Annotated in this window: 14 protein-coding genes; 13 read left to right on the forward strand and 1 reads right to left on the reverse strand. The window is 70.8% G+C overall.

Going from position 1 to position 20501, the window contains the following annotated elements:
• Positions 1-14 precede the first annotated feature (14 nt).
• The 13 genes from ACOOGH_RS03710 (at position 15) to ACOOGH_RS03770 (ending at position 17242) form a co-directional block, all read left to right on the forward strand.
• Complete coding sequence (locus ACOOGH_RS03710; protein WP_420447632.1) at positions 15-911, forward strand: LolA family protein; 897 nt, start codon at positions 15-17, stop codon at positions 909-911.
• Positions 902-2350 (forward strand): 30S ribosomal protein S12 methylthiotransferase RimO, encoded by a 1449-nt coding sequence (rimO, locus tag ACOOGH_RS03715; protein WP_420447633.1) that lies wholly within the window; start codon positions 902-904, stop codon positions 2348-2350. Before ACOOGH_RS03710 ends, rimO begins: the two co-directional genes overlap by 10 nt.
• Positions 2347-3684, forward strand: coding sequence for a glutamate-1-semialdehyde 2,1-aminomutase (gene hemL, locus ACOOGH_RS03720; RefSeq protein ID WP_420447634.1), 1338 nt, complete (start codon positions 2347-2349; stop codon positions 3682-3684). Before rimO ends, hemL begins: the two co-directional genes overlap by 4 nt.
• Positions 3681-5342, forward strand: a complete 1662-nt coding sequence (lnt, locus tag ACOOGH_RS03725; RefSeq protein WP_420447635.1) for an apolipoprotein N-acyltransferase — start codon at positions 3681-3683, stop codon at positions 5340-5342. The genes hemL and lnt overlap by 4 nt, the downstream gene beginning before the upstream one ends.
• Positions 5339-7432: a TonB-dependent receptor plug domain-containing protein gene (locus ACOOGH_RS03730; protein WP_420447636.1), complete on the forward strand. Its 2094-nt coding sequence runs from the start codon at positions 5339-5341 to the stop codon at positions 7430-7432. Before lnt ends, ACOOGH_RS03730 begins: the two co-directional genes overlap by 4 nt.
• Before the next feature lie 19 nt (positions 7433-7451).
• Positions 7452-8393 (forward strand): histone deacetylase, encoded by a 942-nt coding sequence (locus tag ACOOGH_RS03735; RefSeq protein ID WP_420447637.1) that lies wholly within the window; start codon positions 7452-7454, stop codon positions 8391-8393.
• Complete coding sequence (locus ACOOGH_RS03740) at positions 8390-9823, forward strand: isochorismate synthase (RefSeq protein ID WP_420447638.1); 1434 nt, start codon at positions 8390-8392, stop codon at positions 9821-9823. The genes ACOOGH_RS03735 and ACOOGH_RS03740 overlap by 4 nt, the downstream gene beginning before the upstream one ends.
• Complete coding sequence (gene menD / locus ACOOGH_RS03745) at positions 9820-11586, forward strand: 2-succinyl-5-enolpyruvyl-6-hydroxy-3-cyclohexene-1-carboxylic-acid synthase (protein ID WP_420447639.1); 1767 nt, start codon at positions 9820-9822, stop codon at positions 11584-11586. Before ACOOGH_RS03740 ends, menD begins: the two co-directional genes overlap by 4 nt.
• Positions 11587-11599: 13 nt before the next feature.
• Complete coding sequence (menB, locus tag ACOOGH_RS03750; RefSeq protein ID WP_420447640.1) at positions 11600-12460, forward strand: 1,4-dihydroxy-2-naphthoyl-CoA synthase; 861 nt, start codon at positions 11600-11602, stop codon at positions 12458-12460.
• Positions 12461-12501: 41 nt separating this feature from the next.
• The gene (locus tag ACOOGH_RS03755; protein ID WP_420450056.1) at positions 12502-13371 is read left to right on the forward strand and encodes a 1,4-dihydroxy-2-naphthoate polyprenyltransferase; all 870 of its coding nucleotides are present in this window, start codon (positions 12502-12504) and stop codon (positions 13369-13371) included.
• Positions 13368-14837, forward strand: a complete 1470-nt coding sequence (locus tag ACOOGH_RS03760) for a class I adenylate-forming enzyme family protein (RefSeq protein WP_420447641.1) — start codon at positions 13368-13370, stop codon at positions 14835-14837. Before ACOOGH_RS03755 ends, ACOOGH_RS03760 begins: the two co-directional genes overlap by 4 nt.
• 67 nt (positions 14838-14904) lie before the next feature.
• The gene (locus ACOOGH_RS03765) at positions 14905-16074 is read left to right on the forward strand and encodes an aminotransferase class V-fold PLP-dependent enzyme (protein ID WP_420447642.1); all 1170 of its coding nucleotides are present in this window, start codon (positions 14905-14907) and stop codon (positions 16072-16074) included.
• 19 nt (positions 16075-16093) lie between these two features.
• Positions 16094-17242, forward strand: a complete 1149-nt coding sequence (locus ACOOGH_RS03770) for a hypothetical protein (protein ID WP_420447643.1) — start codon at positions 16094-16096, stop codon at positions 17240-17242.
• 95 nt (positions 17243-17337) lie between these two features.
• Here the strand turns inward: ACOOGH_RS03770 and ACOOGH_RS03775 are convergent, their stop codons facing one another.
• The gene (locus tag ACOOGH_RS03775; protein WP_420447644.1) at positions 17338-20436 is read right to left on the reverse strand and encodes a hypothetical protein; all 3099 of its coding nucleotides are present in this window, start codon (positions 20434-20436) and stop codon (positions 17338-17340) included.
• Between the last annotated feature and the right edge of the window lie 65 nt (positions 20437-20501).

Here is a 20501-nt window from a genome sequence, read left to right on the forward strand (position 1 = left end):
TTGCAGGCGGGCTCGTGCCGGCGTGCTCGGACGCGGATTCCGCCGAAGTCGCGGAAGAGCGGGCCCGCATCGATGCGGAGTTCGGGCCCCGGGACGATGCGGCGGGATCTGTGGCCGCGGGGGATGCTCCCGTCGAACAGAGCGAGCCCCGGGTCGAGCCATCGGGTGACGCCGCGGAAGACGCGTCTCCCGCCCCGGACGCGACGCGACCGGCCGGGGACCCACCGCGGAAGACCGAAGACGGAGACCCGCCTGCTGCGTCGACACCGGCCCCGGCGCTCCCCGATCAAGGCGAACCCGGGCCGGTGGACGTGGACTCGCTGCTCGCGCTCGCGAACTCGGCCTACGCCTCGCTCGACCGGCTCAGGGCGGCCTTCTCGCAGCGCATCGAGAACCCGCTTCTGGGCCGCACGCGGGAGGGTCGGGGGAGCTGGCATCAAGCCGGCCGGAACCGGTTCCGCATGGATTTCGAGGAACCGGCCGACGATGTCTATGTGGCCGACGGATCGTGTCTCTGGCTCTACGAACCCTCGCTCCACGACCAGGTGATGGTCTCGGCCCTGGAGGAGGGCGTTGAGATCGGCACGATCGACATCCTCGGGCGTCTGCTGTCCGAGGCGAGAACCCGCTATGACGGCGTCGATGACGGAGTCGAGGACATCGATGGGGTCGAGACACGGGTCGTATCGCTCACGCCGCGACAGCTCCCGGCCCGGTACGTGGAGGTCCGCCTCTGGATCGGGGTGTCCGACCACTACGTGCGCCGCTTCCGGATTCGCGAGGAGAACCAGACCCTCCGCACGGTCACGCTGACCCGGCTTGAACCCCAGGCACCGATCGATCCCTCCGTCTTCGACTACGCGCCCCCGGCGGGGGTGCCGGTCTTTCCTGACGACGTGCGATGCGACTAGGGCTCATCAGCCTCGGCTGCGACAAGAACACCGTCGACTCCGAGCGCATGCTCGCCGAACTCGTCGGCCACGGGGCCGAGCGTACGGATGTGGACGAGGCCGAGGTCATCCTCGTCAACACCTGCGGGTTCATCGACGCGGCCAAGGAAGAGTCGATCGAGACGATCCTCGAGGCGGGACGGCTGAAGCGCGAAGGGGCCTGCCGCAGCGTAGTGGCCGTCGGATGCATGGTGGAGCGGTATCGGGAGGAGATGGCGGAGGCGCTGCCCGAGGTCGATCTCTTCCTCGGCCTGCGCGACCTAGGCCGGCTGGTGCCGGAACTGCGGGGTCGCGGATTGCTCGGGGGTCCGGTGCCGGCCGGGGGCGTGCACCCGGGGGAACGGATCCCGGTCGGGGCGCGCCACGTCCGCTACCTGAAGGTGAGCGAGGGGTGCGACCACGGCTGCGCCTTCTGCGCGATCCCGCTCTGGCGGGGGAAGCACCGTTCCTTCGAACTGGAGCGTCTCGTCGCCGAGGCGCAGCGTCTCGAAGCGCAGGGCGCCGTGGAGGTGAACCTCGTGGCGCAGGACCTCGCGCACTGGGGGCGGGAACGGCGCGATGGGACGGACATCGCGACGCTCGTGGAGGCGCTCCTGCGCGAGACGGCGATCCCGTGGTTCCGCCTTCTGTACATCTACTCCGCGGGACTGCGCGAACCGCTCGTCGAACTGATGGCCTCGGAGCCGAGGCTTCTGTCGTATATCGACATGCCGATCCAGCACGCGAGCGACAGCGTCCTGTATCGCATGCGACGGCCCGAGCGGGCGGCGACGTTGCGCTCGAAGGTGGCCTGGCTGCGGGAAGCCATCCCGGGACTCACGCTGAGGACGACGGTGCTCGTGGGGTTTCCGGGCGAGACGGACGCGGAGTTCCGCGAACTGGTGGATTTCCTCGACGAGGTGCCGTTCGACCGGCTCGGGGCGTTCGCCTTCTCGCCGCAGGACGGGACGCGCGCGGCGGCGATGGAGGAGGGCCTCGTGCCCCCGGATCTGGCGCGCGACCGCCTCGAGGAAGTGCTGGAGGTCCAGCGCGCCGTAAGCCGCGAAAGGCTCGCCGAGGAGGTCGGCCGGGAACGCGTCGCCGTCGTGGATGGGCCGGCGGACGCCGATGAGCCGACGCTCGGGCTCCTCTACGGCGACGACGCCGAGGGTGCGGGCGCGGCGCACCTCGGCCGGGTGGAGAGCCAGGCCGACGACGTGGACGGAGTGACCGTGCTGTTGGGCGGCAACGGACTCGGCCCCGGCGCGATGGTGCGGGTCGGGATTGAGCGTGCCGCCGACTTCGACCTCGCGGGGCGCGTCCGGGAAGTCGTGCGCGCGACGCCCGGAGCGGCTGCATCGGTGGGCGCATCGGGGCGAGGGCTTCCCGTTCTGGGACTCGACAGCGCCTGGGGCCGGTGAGCCGCGAGCCTCGGCGGTCGCCCGTCGCCTCCGACTGGATCCGGCGGGCGCGTGACGTGATGCCGGGCGGCGTGAGTTCGCCCGTGCGGGCCTTCCGCTCCGTCGGGATGGAGCCCCTGTTCGCGGCCCGCGGCGAGGGCGCGCGGATCTTCAACGAGGCCGGGCGCGGCTATCTCGACTACGTCCTCTCCTGGGGTCCGCTCATCCTCGGCCACGCCGCCCCGCCCGTCGTCGAGGCCGTGGCGCGCGCGGCCCGGGACGGCATGAGCTTCGGGGCCTGCCATGCGCGCGAGGTCGAACTCGCGGAGCGCGTCGCCGCCTGGGTTCCGGGCGTGGAGATGGTGCGCTTCGTGAACAGCGGCACCGAGGCCACGATGTCCGCCGTGCGACTCGCGCGCGCGGCGACGGGCCGTGACCTGATCCTGAAATTCGAGGGTTGTTACCACGGCCACGCGGACCCCTTTCTCGTCGTTGCCGGATCGGGCGTCGCCACGCTGTCGCTCCCCGACTCGCCGGGTGTGCCGGCGGTCACCTCCGGCCTCACGCTGGCCGTGCCGTACAACGACCTCGAGGCGGTAGACACGGTGTTCGCGGAACACGGCTCGCGGCTCGGGGCCGTCATCGTGGAGCCGGTAGCGGGCAACGCCGGCCTCATCCCGCCTCGCGAGGGGTTCCTCGAGGGGCTGCGCGAACGCTGCGATCGTGCCGGGACGCTGCTCATCTTCGACGAGGTCATGACCGGTTTCCGGGTGGCGCGGGGCGGCGCTCAGGAGCGCTACGGGGTCGGAGCGGATCTCGTCACGCTCGGAAAGGTTCTCGGCGCAGGGCTGCCGGTCGCGGCGTACGCGGGCCGCGCGGACCTGATGCGGCGCGTGGCTCCGGAAGGAAGCGTGTACCAGGCGGGCACTCTGTCGGGGAACCCGCTCGGCATGGCGGCGGGCATCGCCCAACTCGATGAACTCGAGCGGACGGACCCCTTCGCCGACCTGGAGCGCCGCGCCGCGACGCTCGTGGACGGCATCCTGGCGGTTGCGAGCGCCCGCGGCCTCCCGGCCTGCGGGACGGCCGCGGGATCGATGTGGGGCGTCTTCTTCACGGAGGGGCCCGTGTTCGATTTCGAGGGCGCTCGGCGCGCGGACCCGGAGTTCTTCGCCCGCTACTACCGTGCGTGCTTCGAGCGTGGCGTATTCTTCGCCCCCTCGGCCTTCGAGGCGGGTTTCCTCTCCACCGCTCACACCGACGCGGACATCGCGAGGACGCTCGAGGTCGTGGGCGAGGCGCTCGATGAGGCGCAGGACGAGTCGTGGGACGCGAGGCCGGAGGGCGCGGGTTGAACTGGCGCGCGCGGTTCGTCCCCGAGAGGGCCGGTCCCCTCCTTCTCGGCGGGGTGTTGATGGGGTTGGCCCACCCACCCTTCCACCTGCTCGTCACCTCCTTCGTGGCGCTCGTCCCCTTCATCGTGTGGCTCGAGGGGCTCCCGGCGACGGCAGAGGGCCGGCGAGAGGCCCGCAAGGGAGGATTCCTCTTCGGGCTCGTCTACTTTTCGCTCGTCTACTACTGGCTGCTGGTGGCGCTCGTCTTCTATACGTGGTTCGCCTTTTTCGCCTTTCTTGCTCCGATCCTCATCCTATCCGCTTTCATGTCGTGGGTGGCGGGAGGCATCCACCTCGCTCGGACCCGATTTCGTTGGCCGCTCCAGGTGGCGTTCCCCGTTTTCTGGACTGCGGGGGAAGTGCTGCGAGCCCATCTTTTCGATGTCTCGTTTCCCTGGATGCAGTTCGGCGACACGCTCTCGGGCTACCCCATCCTCGTGGGCGCGGCCGACCTCGTGGGTTCCCGCGGGCTCTCCTTCTGGCTCGCGCTCGCGAACGCCCTCGCCGCCTCGGGGTTCCTTGCGTATCGGGCCGGGGGGTGGCGTGCGCTCCGGCGGCCGGCGGCCGGGCTCCTGCTCGTGCTCGCGCTCCCGATCGCCTATTCGGTGGCGCGCTGGAACACGCTGGAAGTGCATCCCGTGGCCCGTGTGGGGGTCGTCCAGCCCAGCGTCCCGCAGCACCTCCGCAACACGGATCGTACGGCGTCGACCGACAGCGCCTTCCGTTCAACGGCGACGCTGATCTCCACGTGGCCGGGTCGGGAACGCATGGATCTCGTCCTCTTCCCCGAAACGATGCTCGGGGCAGGGATCCTGGATCCGCTCCCCTCCTATCCCTATCCCGGATGGCCGGAGGCTCGCGCCTGGGCCGAGGGGATTGCCGAGGTACTCGATGCCGAGGTGGCGATTGGCGGTCGCGGCGCGGACGATCTGGGAGAACGCGAGTACCAGTCGTTCAACTCCGCCTTCCACTTCCGCCCCGGGGAGGGGGTCGTCAACCGCTATGACAAACGCTTCCTCGTTCCGTTTGTGGAACGGGTCCCGTTCGTGCCTCCCGAGTGGTTCGCGGCCATACCCTATGCGGGCGGCAACTTCGGCATCGGGGAGTGGCAGGCACCGATCGAGATCGCCACGGAGGATGGAAGCGCGGCGTACGGGACGATGATCTGCTACGAGTCGATCTTCTCGCCGCTGGCCCGACACTACAGGCGAAACGGCGCGGACTTTCTCGTCAACATCACGAACGACTCGTGGTTCGGTCGCGACGCGTGGTGGAGCCGTTCGAGCGCCCTCTGGCAGCATCCGGCGCACCTCGTCATGCGGTCGATCGAGACCCGCATGGGGGCGGCGCGCTCCGGCAACACGGGGGTCTCCAAGATCGTGGACCCGCTGGGGCGCGTCTCGCACCGCACCGAACTCTTCGAGCCCGCGGCCTTCGTGGCGGATGTGTCGACGACGGATGGGTTGACGGTCTACGTACGCTTCGGCGATGTGGTCGGGACTCTGTCGGCTCTGGTGGCCCTTCTTGCCCTTGGTACGTCTTTCCTGAAGGATCGCAACGTCCGCGTCCGGAGGCGGCGCGAGGGAGAGACGGCGGAGTCGGAGAGCGGGAGCGCATGAAACGACGGATTGAACGAGAGATCGAGCGGTGCCACACGCGGCGCTTCGGGGGGCGCCTCGCGTGGGGGCTCGTCGCGGCTTTCGCCTGTCTCGCCGGCGCGGAGACGGTCGCGGCGCAGGTGCCGGACTCGGTGTCCCGCGACACGGTCGAGTTCCGAATGCGGGAGCTCCGGATCGAGGCGCTACGGCCGGTCGCCAGCGTTTCCGGCGCGAGCGCGGTGCGCCTCAGCCTTCAGTCCCCGCGGGTGGCCGCCGTTCCGCTGCTCGAAGAGGCGCTGCGCCAGATCCCCTTCCTTCAGGTGCGGGAGAACTCGCGCGGCGAAGCCCAGCCGTCGCTGCGCGGAACCGAATCGCGCCAGCTCGCGGTCCTCGTCGACGGGGTGCCGCTCACACTCGGCTGGGACGCCCGCACCGACCTCTCGCTCATTCCAGTCGACGCGGCGAGCGAAATCCAGCTCTTTCGGGGCCTCTCGTCGGTCCTCCACGGCCCGAACGTCCTCGGCGGTGTGGTCTCGATCGAGATCGGACACGGAAGCGTGGACCCGGACCGGCGGCTCAACGGGATGCAGGGCGGCATGGACGCGACGGGCGCGGCCTTCGGAGGCGCGCGCCTCGGCCGGACCTGGAGTTCGGGGGAGGGTGGCGTGTCCGTACAGGCGGGCGGCGCCTATCGGACGCGTGATGGCGTCCCCCTGGCCGGGGGCGTCGTCCAGCCGTCGGCGCCCGATCCGAACCGGCGCCTGAACAGCGACCTCGATCACATGAGCGCCTTCTTCACGGGCCGCTACGAGGCGGAGTCGGGTGCGTGGCTCTCGACGTCCACCTTCGGCTACCGTGCCGAGAAGGGCGTACCTCCGGAGCTTCACGTCGCGAATCCGCGGCGCTGGCGGATTCCGGAGACGAAGCGGTTCGTGAGCACGGTCTCGGCGGGGACCGGGTGGAGGAGCACGCCCTTCGGAACGGGGGACTTCGAGGTCAGCCTCGGGATCGACGCGGGCGACGCGCAGGTCGACGAGTTCGAGACGCTGTCCTATGAGGACATCGCGGAGCAGGAGTTCGCGGACGACCGCACCCTCACCTTCCGGGGGCTGTCCGACCACGAACTTGGCGAGGGGGTCGTGCGGACGGCGCTCACCTTGGCCGAGACCCGCCACGTGGAGCGTATCGTGCCCGGTGGAGAGTCCGTCTTTCGGCAGCGCCTGTTCAGTTTCGGCGGCGAGGTGGAGGTGCCTCTCGCGCGGCAGGGGGCGGGATTCTGGTCCGGCGCCCGCATCAATGTGGGTGCGAGCTTCGATCGCGGCAGCACGCCGGAGACCGGTGGCCGGGAAGCGCGCGAGGCGATCGACGACTGGGGCGCGCGGGTCGGGGGGTCCGCGCAGGTCGGGCGCCGCGTCCGCCTCCACACGGGCGCTAGCCGCCGCGTCCGCTTTCCTTCGCTGCGGGAACTGTATTCGGGGGCCCTTGGGCGCTTCGTCCCCAATCCCGACCTCGCGCCCGAAGTTCTGCGCGCGGTGGAGGCCGGCCTCACCGGAACGGTGGAGGCCCTCGGGGCGGAGGTCGAGGCACAGGCCGTGCTCTTCGTCCAGAGCTTCTCCAACGCGATCGTACGCACGGGGCTCGGGGACGGACGGTTCCGGAGGGAGAACCGGCGCCGCGTCGATGCGGCGGGGCTCGAACTCCTCGGCGACGCTCGCTGGGGCGAAGTCTCCCTCGGCGGCGATCTGACGTGGCAGGACGTGAGCGTCACCGACCAGCGGCTCGCGGGCGGCGCGCTCCGGCCCGAATACCAGCCCGGAATCATGGCCGGGATGCACGTGGAGAGCCCGCTTCCGGCGGGTTTCAGGGCCAGGGCCGCCGTGGACGCGGTGGGTCGGCAGTACTGTGTCGACCCCGACCTCGGCGCGGATGTCGCGCTCGACCCGACGGCCCGGGTCGATCTCGTCGTGAGCCGGGAGTTCACGCTCGGCGGACCCTTCCGGACGCTCCAGACATCGCTGTCGCTGGACAACCTCGCGGACGCGACGGTCTTCGATCAGTGCGGACTGCCGCAGCCCGGCCGTCTGCTGCGGCTCCAGTTCCGGCTCTTCTAACCGACCGGGGACGATAGCCATGTCGGGACTTCGCGTCGCCTACAGCGCCGGGTATACGGTGCCGCTGCCCGAAGGCCATCGCTTCCCGATGGGAAAGTTCCTCGCGCTGAGGCGGATTCTGGAGCGCGATAGGATCATCGGCCCCAACGACGTTGTCGAGCCGGAGGAGGCCGCGTGGGAGGACTTGGCGCTCGTGCACACGCCGGAGTACCTCTACAGGCTCCGGCACGGCACCCTCGGGCCCGCGGCGGAGCGGCGCCTGGGGCTCCCGTGGTCGCCGGCACTCGTCCGTCGGTCGCGTCTTGCCGTCCGGGGCACGGTCAACGCGGGGTGGATGGCGCTCGAGGATGGAGTGGCTGCCAATCTGGCCGGAGGGACGCACCATGCGTTTCCGGATCACGGAGAGGGGTTCTGCGTCTTGAACGATGTAGGCGTCGCCGTCAGGGTGCTGCGCCGCGGCGGGTGGATCCGCCGCGCGCTCGTCGTGGATCTCGATGTCCATCAGGGCAACGGCACCGCCGCCGTGTTCGCCGACGATCCCGACACCTTCACTTTCTCCATGCACGGGGCGGGGAACTACCCGTTCCGGCCCACGCCATCGGATCTCGATGTGGCGCTCCCCGACGGTACGGGAGACGACGGATACGAGGAAGCGCTGCGGCGTTTCCTGCCCGAGGCCGTGTCGCGGTCGCGTCCGGACCTCGTCTTCTACCTGGCGGGCGTGGACGTGGTCCATGGCGACCGCTTCGGACGTCTCGCGCTCACCCCGGCCGGGCTGGAGCGAAGAGATCGGCGGGTCATCGGCACCATGCGCGGAGATGGGGTCCCGCTCACGCTCCTCCTGTCGGGCGGGTACGCGGCCACGCCGGAACAGACGGCGGAACTGCACGCCACCGCGCACCGGACGGCGCTCGATGTCGAGGCGCAGGGGGAGCGTGACGTCATTGAGGCGACGGCATGAGGGCGGTGCAGCCATCCCCCGGGACGCGAACGGTCGAGGCGGCAGCCGCCGAGCCTGAAGCTGCCTATTTCGCCAGCCTCACGCTGCGCCTGCCGAGCATCGAGCCCGAGGCGGTCCTTGCCGCACCAACCGTCGGCATGCGCGGCTTCTGGCAGAGCGGCCCGCACTGGATCGCGCACGCGGGCTCCGTAGCGGAGATCGACAGCCGGGAGGGTGCCCCGGGGTCCGCGCCCGGCGACCTCGCATCCTGGACGCGGGAGCGCGCGGCGAGACTGTTCTCGGAACCGTGGGTTCTCGATCTGGATGGCGAAGTGCGACGGCCACGCCTGCATGGTGGCTTCGCCTTCGACCCCGCCCGCGGCGCCGACCGCGAGCCGGGTTTCTGGGAGGCGTTCCCGAGCGCCCGCTTCGTGCTGCCGGCCTATGAGGTCGAGGCGGACGGCCGAGGGGCGTGGCTGACGGTGACACGCCGCTTCGCGTCCGACATTTCCCGCGACAAGGCCATTGACCGGCTCCGCCGCCGCGCGACGCGTACCCGCGAACAACTCGCCAGGCTCGAGCGCCGGGGGGCGGCGCCGGGGCCCGTCCCGACCGCGACGGCCTTCGAGGAACTCGTGGACCGTCGACAATGGCAACGCGCCGTCGACAAGGTCCTCGACGAGATCCGGTCCGGCCGGGTCCGAAAGGCCGTGCTCGCCCGTCACAGCGACATCACGCTCGGGGAGCTGCCGGACTCCGGTGCCGTTCTCACCGCTTTACGGACGGCGAATCCGCTCGCACACCTCTACCTCATGCAGTTCGCGCGCGACCGCTTCCTCGTCGGCGCCGCCCCGGAGTTGATCGGCTCCCTGCGCGGCCGGCGGTTCCGCACGATGGCGGTCGGGGGGTCGACGCCCCGCGGAGCGGACCCGGCAGCGGACGCCTGGCTCGGCCGCCAGTTGATCGACAGCCGCAAGAACCGGGAGGAACACCTCGTCGTCGTCGAGGACATCGTCGAACGGCTGCGTCAGGCCGGCGTCGAGGTCGACGCGGTTCCCGAGCCCGCCCTCCTGCGCCTCCCGCGCATCCAGCACCTGCGCACGGACCTCGAGGCGGTGACCCGGCCCGGGACACACATTCTCTCTCTTGTGGAGACGCTTCACCCCTCCGCCGCCGTGTGCGGCGATCCACGCCACGCCGCGCTCGACCTGATCCGGGCGCACGAGCCGGAGAGCCGCGGCTGGTATGCGGGTCCCGTCGGCTGGTTCGACGAAGAGGGGGACGGTGAGTTTGCGCCAGCGCTGCGGTGCGGGGTGGCCCGGGGGCCGCTCCTCCGGCTCTACGCCGGTGCCGGGCTCGTGAGCGACTCCTGGGCACCGGCGGAATGGGATGAAACCCGGGTCAAGCTGCAGACGATGCTCGCGGCGCTCGGTGTCGCGCGGATGCAGTGAACCAGCCGCCTCCGGGCGCGCCCAACCGCAACACATTGTGGGCGCGGGCCCTCGTTGACGGGCTCGCCCGCCGGGGCGTGACGCACGCTTGCATCGGTTCGGGCTCCCGTTCGGCTCCCCTCGTGGCAGCGCTCGCAGCGGACGACCGCTTCACCCTTCACCCGCATGTGGATGAGCGGAGCGCCGCATTCTTCGCCCTCGGCGTGGGCGCGGCGAGCGGATGCCCGGCCGTGGTCGTCACGACCTCGGGCACCGCCGCGGCCAATCTCTTTCCGGCGGTCGTGGAAGCGAGCCAGAGCGAGATTCCCCTCCTCGCGCTCACCGCGGACCGGCCGGCGTCGCTGCGGGGCACGGACGCGAACCAGACGATCGACCAGGAGGATCTCTTCGGCCGCTATCCCCGGACATGCATCGACCTCGCCCTCCCGGAGCCGACGGCCGCCGGGCTCGGCCGCCTGGGTGCCGCCGTGGAGGCGGCGTGGCGCGCGGCGCTGGGGCCTCCCGCGGGACCGGTCCACGTGAACGTGCAGCTCGCCAAGCCGCTGGAGCCGGTTCACGTGCCGGGCGATGTCCCCGCCGGCCTGGCGCCGCGCCTTCCCGACCTCGAGGCGCCCGCCCGCGCACCCGACGCGCCGGATCCGGACGCGGGCCCGAAGCTTGCGGACCTGCTGCGAGGCTCGCGGAGACCGCTCATCGTCTGCGGCCCCAACCATCAGCCCGAGATCGGTCGCGCCGCCCTGACGTTGGCGGCACGCGTCGGGGCCCCGTTGGTGGCCGACCCGCTCTCCGGCTCCCGCTTCGCGCCCGGTGCCCGGCGCTGGGCGATGGGGAGCGCGGATCTTGCCCTTCGCTCCGGCGACGTCGCCGCGGCCCTCCGACCGGATCTCGTCGTGCGCGTCGGACGGGCGCCGACCTCCGCTGCCGTGTGCCGCTATTTGGAGCGGCATCGCGACGTCCCGCAGGTCGTTCTCGACGCGGCGCACCGCTGGCAGGATCACCTCGCCACGGACGCGATCCCGCTGACCGGCGATCCCGCCGCGACCCTCGAGGGTGCTGCCGGCACGAGCGCCGGCGAGGTGGAGGACGCCTGGGTCGAGCGCTGGCGGGCCGTCGATCGCGCGGCCCGATCCGCGGTCGAGCCAGCGCTCGCGGAGGTGTGGTTCGAGGGCGCGATCGCCGCTGCGCTGGCCGAGGGGCTTCCGGAAGAGACGCCCTGGTTCATCGGCAACTCGATGCCGATCCGCGATGTGGACGCGTTCGCGCACTCCGCCGACCGCCCGCTGCGCCCCCTCGGGCTGCGGGGTGCGAGCGGCATCGACGGCAACGTGAGCGCCGCGCTCGGCGCCGCGGCCGCGTCCGGCCGCCCCGCGGCCGCGCTCATCGGCGACCTGACGCTGCTCCACGATGTGGGGGCGTTGCTGGCCGATCGCCCGGCCGCGATCTCGCTTCACCTCGTCGTGATCCAGAACCGAGGCGGCGGCATCTTCCACATGTTGCCGATCCGCGAGCACGATCCGCCCTTCACGCCCTACGTGGTCATGCCCCAGTCCGTCGATCCGGGCGCGGTTGCCGCCGCCGCCGGAATCCCGCACCGTCTCGTCGCGTCGGTCGCCGAACTGCGGGAAGCACTGCAGCCGCCGGACGCGGGATCGGAGGGCCGGGGTCTGCGCCTCACGGAGGCGCGCGTGGAGCGTGAACACAACTGGAAGCAGCGCACCGCCGTGATCGAAAGCGCGAAGGAGGCGGCGCGCCAGGAGATCTGAGGGAGAACCCGCCATGGCAGAGACCTTTTCGCCCCCGGAAAGTGGCGTCGACTGGAAGCCGGTCGGCGAATACCACGACATCACCTATCACAAGAGCGACGGGATCGCCCGCATCGCCTTCAACCGTCCCGAGGTCCGCAACGCGTTCCGCCCGGATACGCTGTTCGAGATGTACGAGGCGTTCCTGGACGCGAGGGACGACGAAGAGATCGGCGTCGTCCTCCTCACGGGCAACGGTCCCTCCAGAGACGGGAAGTGGGCGTTCTGCTCCGGCGGCGATCAGCGGGTGCGGGGGACGGCCGGGTACGTGGGGAAGGACGGGGTCGCGCGCCTCAACGTCCTCGAGCTCCAGCGCCTCATCCGCTCGATGCCGAAGCCGGTCATCGCGCTCGTGGCCGGATACGCGATCGGCGGCGGGCATGTGCTGCACGTCGTGTGCGACCTCACGATCGCGGCGGACAACGCCGTGTTCGGCCAGACGGGGCCGAAGGTCGGGAGCTTCGACGGCGGGTTCGGTTCGTCCTACCTCGCCCGCTCGGTGGGTCAGAAGAAGGCGCGGGAGATCTGGTATCTGTGCCGGCAGTACGGGGCGGACGAGGCCGAACGCATGGGACTCGTGAACAAGGTCGTCCCGCTGGCGCGGATGGAGGCGGAGGGCGTCGACTGGGCGCGGGAGATCCTCGGGAAGAGTCCGCTCGCGATCCGGTGCCTCAAGGCCGCCATGAACGCGGACTGCGACGGCCAGGCCGGCCTGCAGGAACTCGCGGGCCATGCGACGATGCTCTTCTACATGACCGAGGAGGGCCAGGAAGGGAAGAACGCGTTTCTCGAGAAGCGCCCGCCGAACTTCAGACAGTACCCCTGGCGCCCCTGACCTCCGGCCCGGCGAGGCCCCGCCCGCCAACGCCCGAAACGCTGCACGCCTGGATCGCCGGGGCGCGGCTCCGGACGCTGCCCGCGGCGATGGGACCCGTGCTCGCGGGCGGAGGGCTCGCCTGGAAGAGCGCCGGGTTCTCTCCGGGACCCTTCCTTGCCGCGCTAGCCGGGGCGCTCCTGATCCAGGTCGGCACGAACTTCTCGAACGACTATTCCGACTTCGTGCGCGGCGCCGACACGGCGGACCGGCTCGGTACGCCGCGCGTGACCCAGTCGGGGCTGCTGTCTCCGCGGGCTGTGCGGTTCGGGGCGGGCGTCAGCTTCGCGCTCGCGGTCGGGGTGGGCGCGTACCTCGTCGCGGTCGGAGGGTGGCCGATCGTGTGGATCGGCGTCGCGGGGATCCTGGCGGGCATCTGTTACACGGGAGGACCGTGGCCCTTCGGGTACCACGGGCTCGGGGATCTCTTCACCTTCACCTTCTTCGGCCCCATCGCGGTGGCCGGCACCTGCTACGTGCAGATGGGGCGCTGGCCGTCCGAGGCGATCCTCGCCGGGGTCGGCGCCGGCGCGCTCGTGACGGCGATTCTGGTCGTGAACAACCTCCGCGACCGGGCGACGGACGCCGCGGCCGGAAAGCGGACGCTCGCGGTCCGGCTCGGGCGCACCGGGACGTGCGTGGAGTACTCGCTGCTGCTCGTTGTCGCGGCGGCGATCCCGCCGGCGGGCGCGGTCGCGGGGCTGTGGCCGGCCGGCGCGCTCCTCGCCTGCGCGGCCGTGCTCCTCGCCGCGCCTGCGCTCCATACCGTCTGGCGTCATGAAGACCCGAGGGCGCTGAACCCGGCGCTCGCGGGCACCGCCCGGGCAGCGGGCGCGTACGGCCTCCTCTTTGCGGTCGGCTGTCTGCTGTGAGCGGCTCCGCGACCCGCGCGTCGGCGTCGTCCTTCGCGCTCCTGTCGCGCGACCGGGCATGGTCTGCCGCGGAGGTCCGCGCCGCGGGCGACACGGTGGCCGCGGCTCTGGAGGCGGAGGGGGTGGGGGAGGGGGCTGTCGTCGCTCACCAGTTCCGGCTGGATCCCGGCAGCGCGGCCGCCATTACCGCCGTGGCCATGGAGGCTGACCCCGAACGCGCCCAAGTGCTGGCGCCCGCGCACGCGGAGTGGACGTCGCACGAGCGGGACGCCTTCATCGCCGCAGTCCAGCCGGTCGCAGCCCTTACGGGAGAGGACACTACGTGGCCCGCCGACGGGTGGACATCACGAAGCGTCGCCGTGCCCGGGATGGGAGACATCGGGCTTCATCTTCGCTGCGCCTCGGCCCCGGGCAGCGGGCGGAGGTGGGCCGGCGTCGGGGCCGGCGCCATCATCGCCACTTCCGGAACCGACGGCCGGCCCCGTTTCGCGGCTCACGAATGGCGGTCGCTGCGCGCGAACGCGATCGCCTCGAACGAGCGCCTCGACTACGGGGCGGACGACCGGTGGCTCGCGACGCTGGCCTGGGCGCACGTCGGGGGGCTTGCCGTGCCGCTGAGGGCCGCGGCTGCCGGCGCCACGGTGGCGCTGGCGGGCCCGCGGTTCGACGCCGCCTCGGTCGCCCGGGCGCTCGGCGAACTCGCCATGACGCACCTCTCGCTCGTGCCGGCCATGCTGCACGGGCTGCTCGCTGCCGACGCCCGGCCGCCGGGCTCTCTGCGTGTCGTCCTGCTGGGCGGCGCGGCGACCCCGCCGGACCTGACGGACCGAGCCCTGGAGGCCGGTTGGCCGATCGCGCTGACGTACGGATTGACCGAGGCGGGGTCGCAGGTCACCACGTCCACGCCGTCCGAGGTGCGCGCCGGCGACCGGTCGACCGGCGTCCCGCTGACCGGCGTCGAAGTGCGGATCCGCCCGCCCGGCCACGCGCCCGCCGGGCCGGCCGAAGCGCCCGCCCCGGGCCACATCGAGGTGCGCGGCGACACGCTGTTCCGGGGATATGTCGGAGAAGCCGCCCGGCCCGCAGCCGCCTGGTTCGCGACCGGCGACCTCGGGCGCCTCGATGAGCAGGGCCGCCTCGAGGTGACCGGGCGCCTGCGCGACCGGATCGTGAGCGGAGGAGCGAACGTCGACCCGGCGCAGGTCGAGGCCGTGCTCGCCACCCACCCCGAGGTCGGCGAAGCCGCCGTCATCGGCCTAACGGATGAACGCTGGGGGCAGGTTGTGGTCGCCGTGGTCGCCGGGGACGATCCCGATCTCCCCGCCCGTCTCGATCCGTGGTGTCGCGAACGGCTGTCAGGTCCGCGGCTGCCGCGCCGCTGGGAGATGCTGGACCGCCTCCCCCGGACGGTGACGGGCAAGGTGGATCGCGCCCGCCTGAGAGACCTCCTGCGCGGCGATCTTTGACACGGAGGGGCAGCATTCCGGTATCTTGGCTCGCCATGCGTTCGCCAACACTGCCCGGGAGGAACCGTTGAGCACCGTCGTCGAGCCCATGCTCGCCTGCCGGAAGAGTCACTTCGACCTCGATGAGGACGCGCACTTTCTCAATTGCGCCTACCTCGGGCCCCTGCCGCGCTCGGTCGCGGAGGCCGGGGTGGAGGGGATCCGCCGCAAGTGCTCGCCGACCCCCTTCGCCAGCGAGGAGTTCTTCACCGGCTGCGATCGCGCGCGGGAGCGCTTCGGACGTCTCGTCAACGCTCCGCCGGAGCGGATCGCGCTCGCACCATCGGCGTCCTATGGCATTGAAGTCGCGGCCCGGAATCTCCCGCTCGAGCCCGGGCAGAACATCGTCGTCCTCGGTGAGCAGTTCCCGAGCAACGTCTACGCCTGGCGGCGCCAGGCCAGCGTCAACGGGTGCGAGGTCCGGACCGTCGACCGGCCCGGCCCGCCCCCGTCCGCCGCGCTCTGGAACGAGCGCCTGCTCGAGGCGATCGGACCGGAGACCGCCGTCGTCTCCCTCCCGCACTGCCACTGGACGGACGGCACCCGGATCGACCTCGAGGCGGCGGGGCAGCGGGCGCGCGAGGTCGGCGCCGCGCTTGTCATAGATGGTTCACAGTCGATCGGCGCCGTCCCATTCGACGTCGAGCGCGTCCGGCCCGATGCGCTGATCACCGTCGGGTACAAGTGGCTCCTGGGGCCCTATTCGACCGCGTTCGGCTACTACGGTCCCCGCTTCGACGACGGCACGCCGCTCGAGGAAACGTGGATCTCACGCCGCGGTTCCAAGGACTTTCAGGGTCTCATCGACTATACCGACGACTATCGGGCGGGGGCCGCGCGCTATGACGTGGGACAGACGTCCAACTTCATCCTCGTTCCCATGCTCATCGAGGCGCTCGACCTGATTCTCGAATGGGACCCCGCCCGCATCCTCGACTATTGCCGGGACCTGCTTTCCGGCTTCGCCGAGGAACTGCGTCTCCGGGGATGGGCGATCGAGGACGACGAATGGCGCACCGGGAACATCCTCGGCGTCCGTCTGCCCGCGGGTTGTGACCTCGCCGAAGTGAATGCCCGCCTCACCGAGGCGCGCGTCTACGCCTCCTTGCGGGGCGATGCCCTGCGCGTCTCGCCGAACGTCTACAACGAGCCGCGCGACATCGAGGCGTTGAGGCAGGTCCTGGCCACCTTCGGGTAGCCGGGTTAGGGGGGCGGAGGTGGGCTGGTCCCGTCGTGTCGGCGTCGCGTTGTTCGCGGGCGGGATGTTCCTGATCCCGGGCTGCGGCTCCGAGTCCGGCGAACGCGTGACCGCAGACGCGGCGGGGCCGACTCTCACTCCCGTCGACAGCATTCCACTGCCGGAAGGCGACACGCTGTACATCGGCAACCCATACGCTCTGGTCGTCGACCCCCTTGACGGGTCCTTCTACATATCGGACATCTTTTTGGCACGGGTCCTCAGGTTCCGTAGAGATGGCAGTCTGATGCTCGTGTACGGACGGCCGGGAGAGGGGCCGGGAGAGTTTCGCGGCGGGCCCAGAACTCCGATGCTCATCGACGATTCGACCGTAGCCGCCCAGACCACAGGCTCGCGGCGAGCGAACGTCTTCGACCGAAACACCGGAGAGACCATTCGGGTTGTGGACTTTCCCGCGCTGGGCGGAATCACTCCCCCGGTGGTGATTGGCGAAGACGTCTGGATGACCGATTTCGAGCTCCAGCGCGAAACATCGCTGACTCGTTGGCGGCCGGCCACGGACGAATTCACGAGCATGGGCACACTCCCCCAGGAATACGTCGCGTCGCTCAGCACCGACAACTGGTCCTATGCGAGCCTTTTTCGGATCGGTTCTCTTGCGTACGCCGACGGACGGTTCGTGCAGGGCTGGTCCGGACTGGACGAGATGTTCGTCCTGAACCTGAGGGGCGAGGTGGTGGACACGGCGGCCATCCCGGTGGCGAGGAGAAAGGGGGTCCCGGCCGACCTCCGGGAACGCATCGACATCGAGCACATCCCGTACCGCGAGCAACTGGAGGGCAGTTCGCAACTGCGCCAGCTTTTTCCGCGGCCGGGCGGCGGTTTCCTGTTCACACACCACGATCAGACGGCCCTGAAGATGGAACCGATGCCGGTGCTCACCGCGAAGACGTGGGTCGGGATCCTCTCGCCGGACCTCTCACAAGCGTGTGTGGACACCCTCGTGCCGCACGACTTCGAGATTCGGCCGATGGAGACCTTCCGGGGCGATACGCTGTTTGTCCTGGACCGGCGCATCGAGGATTCGCAGAAACTTCGGACCTGGATTCTGATGTTCCTGGTCTCCGACGAGCAGTGCGACTGGATGAGCACACGGCCCGGAGCCTAAGGATACGATGACACCCCCGGCTTTGGTGGAGCGTTGGTCTCGCCGCCGGAGGGGAACGACCAACTCCGCCGGAGTATGGACCTCGTGCCGTTGCTTCAGCCCGGATGGCGCGGAAGCCCGCGTACGGCTCGGACCCTGGTCCCGTCCGTCGCCTGCGCCGACGGTGCTGTGCCGGGCCAGTGTCGATCGATGCTGCGGACGTGCCCGGTTACGGGGTCCACGAATAGCGCTGCGCGGCTGCCCGCGGCCCGGTCCACCGATGTCGTGCCCTCGGGGCCGCTGAGCGTGAGGACGTCCAGCATCTCCGCCCAGGCGGGCTCGAAGGGGATCGCGAACGCGAACGCCCTGTTTTGGTCGTCGATCACGTGAGCGATCGGCGTCGGCGAGAAGTTGAGCGAGAACAGGATTCGCCCCGCCGCGTCGCGGCCTGACAGGCGGTACGGGCCCGGCCGCGATGGACGGCGTGCGGCCGTCGGGTATACGAAGGCGGGTTCCAGCCGCAGTTCGCCATCGTCGACCCCGCCCCACAGAAGGAGCATGTCGCCCCGCATGGTTCGGCGATCCGCCGCCTGTGCGGACGCCGAGATCCCGACACTGCCGGTGCCCTCGAGACGGTACTCCAGCATCTTCGTGAAGCTGTAGTCGCTGATCCATTGGGGATAGCAGTAGGACATCAGATCGCGGTATTGCTCCGGGTTGAACAGATGCCCCAGGCTCTGCCCGCCCCCGCCACCGTCCTCGTCAGCATCGCCGAAGTCGTGTCCCCACACTCCGACCTGGCCATCGGTCCACGGATAGTCGGCATCGACCCTTCCGGGGTCGGTGACGGGCTCGTCACAGGGTGTATGGGGGCGACCCAGGTTGTGGCCCAACTCGTGAGAGAACACGAGTCGAAGGCGGCCCGTCCGCTGCAGCAAGCGATCCGGACCGTGGGAGCCCGTGAGAGAGCTTTGCCCGCCCAGCATCCCGAGACCATCGATCCAGTACGCGTCGGAGTGCCGCGACAACGGCTCCGGGACTCCGAAGATCCCGCTGTAGTACTCCCGGGGGCCTTCCGCTTCCATCACGCGGAGTAGCTCGATCTCGCGAATCAGGCCGACGATCCCCGCCTCCGAAGTGTCCGCCCATGTATGGTAGGGTTCGCGGAGCGTCACCTGCATTTCGCCGACGGGCAACACCGTGTGGGCGTACCGCAGTACGCTGCGCGCGACGGCTGAGCCACCCCCCGAAGCTGCCGCGGCAAGCTCGCCCGCGAACGCCGCCACGCCCGGATTCACGGCCCGGTTTTCCTCCGAGTGATACTGCACGGGAACGAGCGTCACGCGCAGCGGGGGCATCTGCCGCACGTCCAGATCGTACCGGCCCTCGGCCGGGAACCGGGACCGGCTCGAGGAGGTCAGAGGGAGCACGTCCTCCGGATCGAGTTCCACGACCATGCTCACGCCCGGCTGCAGCACATGGCCCGGGATGGCCGCGTTGAAAGATCTCTCGAGCCGGCTCTCGTCGACCGCGAGCGAGATCCCTCCGGCGGGGGGCTCCAGCTCTGTCCGGTACGCCTCGGCTCCGCCGCGGAAGAAGGTCGCGGTGGCCCCCGGCCGGAACCCGTTCACCTCGTCGGCGGTGGCGAAGACGCGAAGGAGGGCGCGCCGTCCGGCGACCAGCGGTACGCCCCCCTCCCGGTCCTGGGCCGCCTGCGTGAGGTACGCGACGGGCACCGACAGCGTGACCGCTCCGGGGTTGGACACGACGAGCGGATCCCCGGCGACGAGATCGAAACCGTCGCAACGATCCGCGCACGCTTCGGCGAACGCCTCCTCGCTGCCGACGGCCACCGAGATCGGGGAATCGGAACCGGCGTCGGGGGTGAGTGTTACGCTCGCACTCGCGGTAGTCCCCGCCCGTATCAGGATCGAGTCGGCCGAAAGCGTCCCTCCATGCGCGGAGAGAGGGAGGCGGACATCGAACGGCGCCCCCTCCACGATGCGGGCCTCGACCGCGGCCGGACCCGGGGCCATCGAATCCTCGCTGTCCGTTCGGGCGAGCCGCACCGGGAAGGCGAAGGCGATCTCGTTCCCCCCCAGCGTGAGTCGTTCCAGGCTCCGAAGGCCCGACAGCGCGCCCGGAGGGAGGGTGCTCAATTCATTGTCCTGCAGATACAGCTCCCGCAGGCCGGCGAGGTCGCCGAATACGCCCGCCGGGAGCGCCTGCAGCCGATTGTCGACCAGAGAGAGCCATTCGAGCCTGCGGAGGCCGGCGAACACGTCCGGCGGCAGGTCGGTGATCAGGTTCCCCGAAAGATTGAGCACCTCCAGACTGGAGAGATCGGAGAAGGCACGGGGAGGAAGGGTCCCGAGCCTGTAGTCCTGGAGAGAGAGCCATTCCAGGCCGGAGAGAGCGCTCAGGTCGCGCGGGCGCAGTACGCCGAGGACAGCTCCATTCCCCACATCGACGCCCGCTTCCCGCGCCTCGACCCTCAGCGAGCGCAGTCCCGCCAGCGCCTGGCCGTCGGGAGCGCTGCAGTCGTCGGCCCGGAGCCCGCGCACGATCGCGTCGCGCACGGCTGCCGTCCGGTCGCACACTCCCTCCCGAATGACGACCACGGCGCTCGAGGGAGGGGCGAGCACGAAGCCGCTTCCGGTCCCCGGCCGTACCAGCGTCACGGTAAGGACCTCCCGCGGCGGCTCGATCTCATCGTCGTCGGCGATGCCGATCTGGATGACCGCTCCGCTCGCTCCCGCGGGGACTTCGACCACGCCCTCGCCCGCCGTCAGCACGTCCGCCGAGTCCGCGTCATCCGTAAGCCGGTTCTCGTCCGCGCCCAGCGCGTAGCGCACCGTCAGCGGGGACCGTGCCGGCTCGTCGAGCACGACGTCGACTCTGGCGCTGCCGCCCTCCCGCGCCTGCGCCACACCCAGGGTGAGTGCGATCCCGAACCCGACCGTCGCCTCGAAGCGCTGGGTGACCGAGAGACCGCCGCCATCGCGGGCCGCCACTTCCACCGTCGCGGACCCCGGCGCGACACCTTCCACCGTCACCTGACCCCCGCCGGCGGCCACCCGGGCCACGCCGGCGTCGAGGGAGATCGCGGCGAACGTCAGCGCATCGCCGTCCGGATCCCGGAACCAGGGGGCCACGTCGATGACCTCCGGCTGCCCGAGCCGCACGTCGAGGTCGGGGAGGGCGTCCACAGCCACCGGGGCCCGGTTCTCGCGCGGCTGCGGAGGCGTGACCTCCGTTCTGCAGGCGCCGATCCCCGCAG

It is taken from the genome of Candidatus Palauibacter sp. (assembly GCF_965213655.1).
In the GTDB taxonomy this organism is placed as follows: domain Bacteria; phylum Gemmatimonadota; class Gemmatimonadetes; order Palauibacterales; family Palauibacteraceae; genus Palauibacter.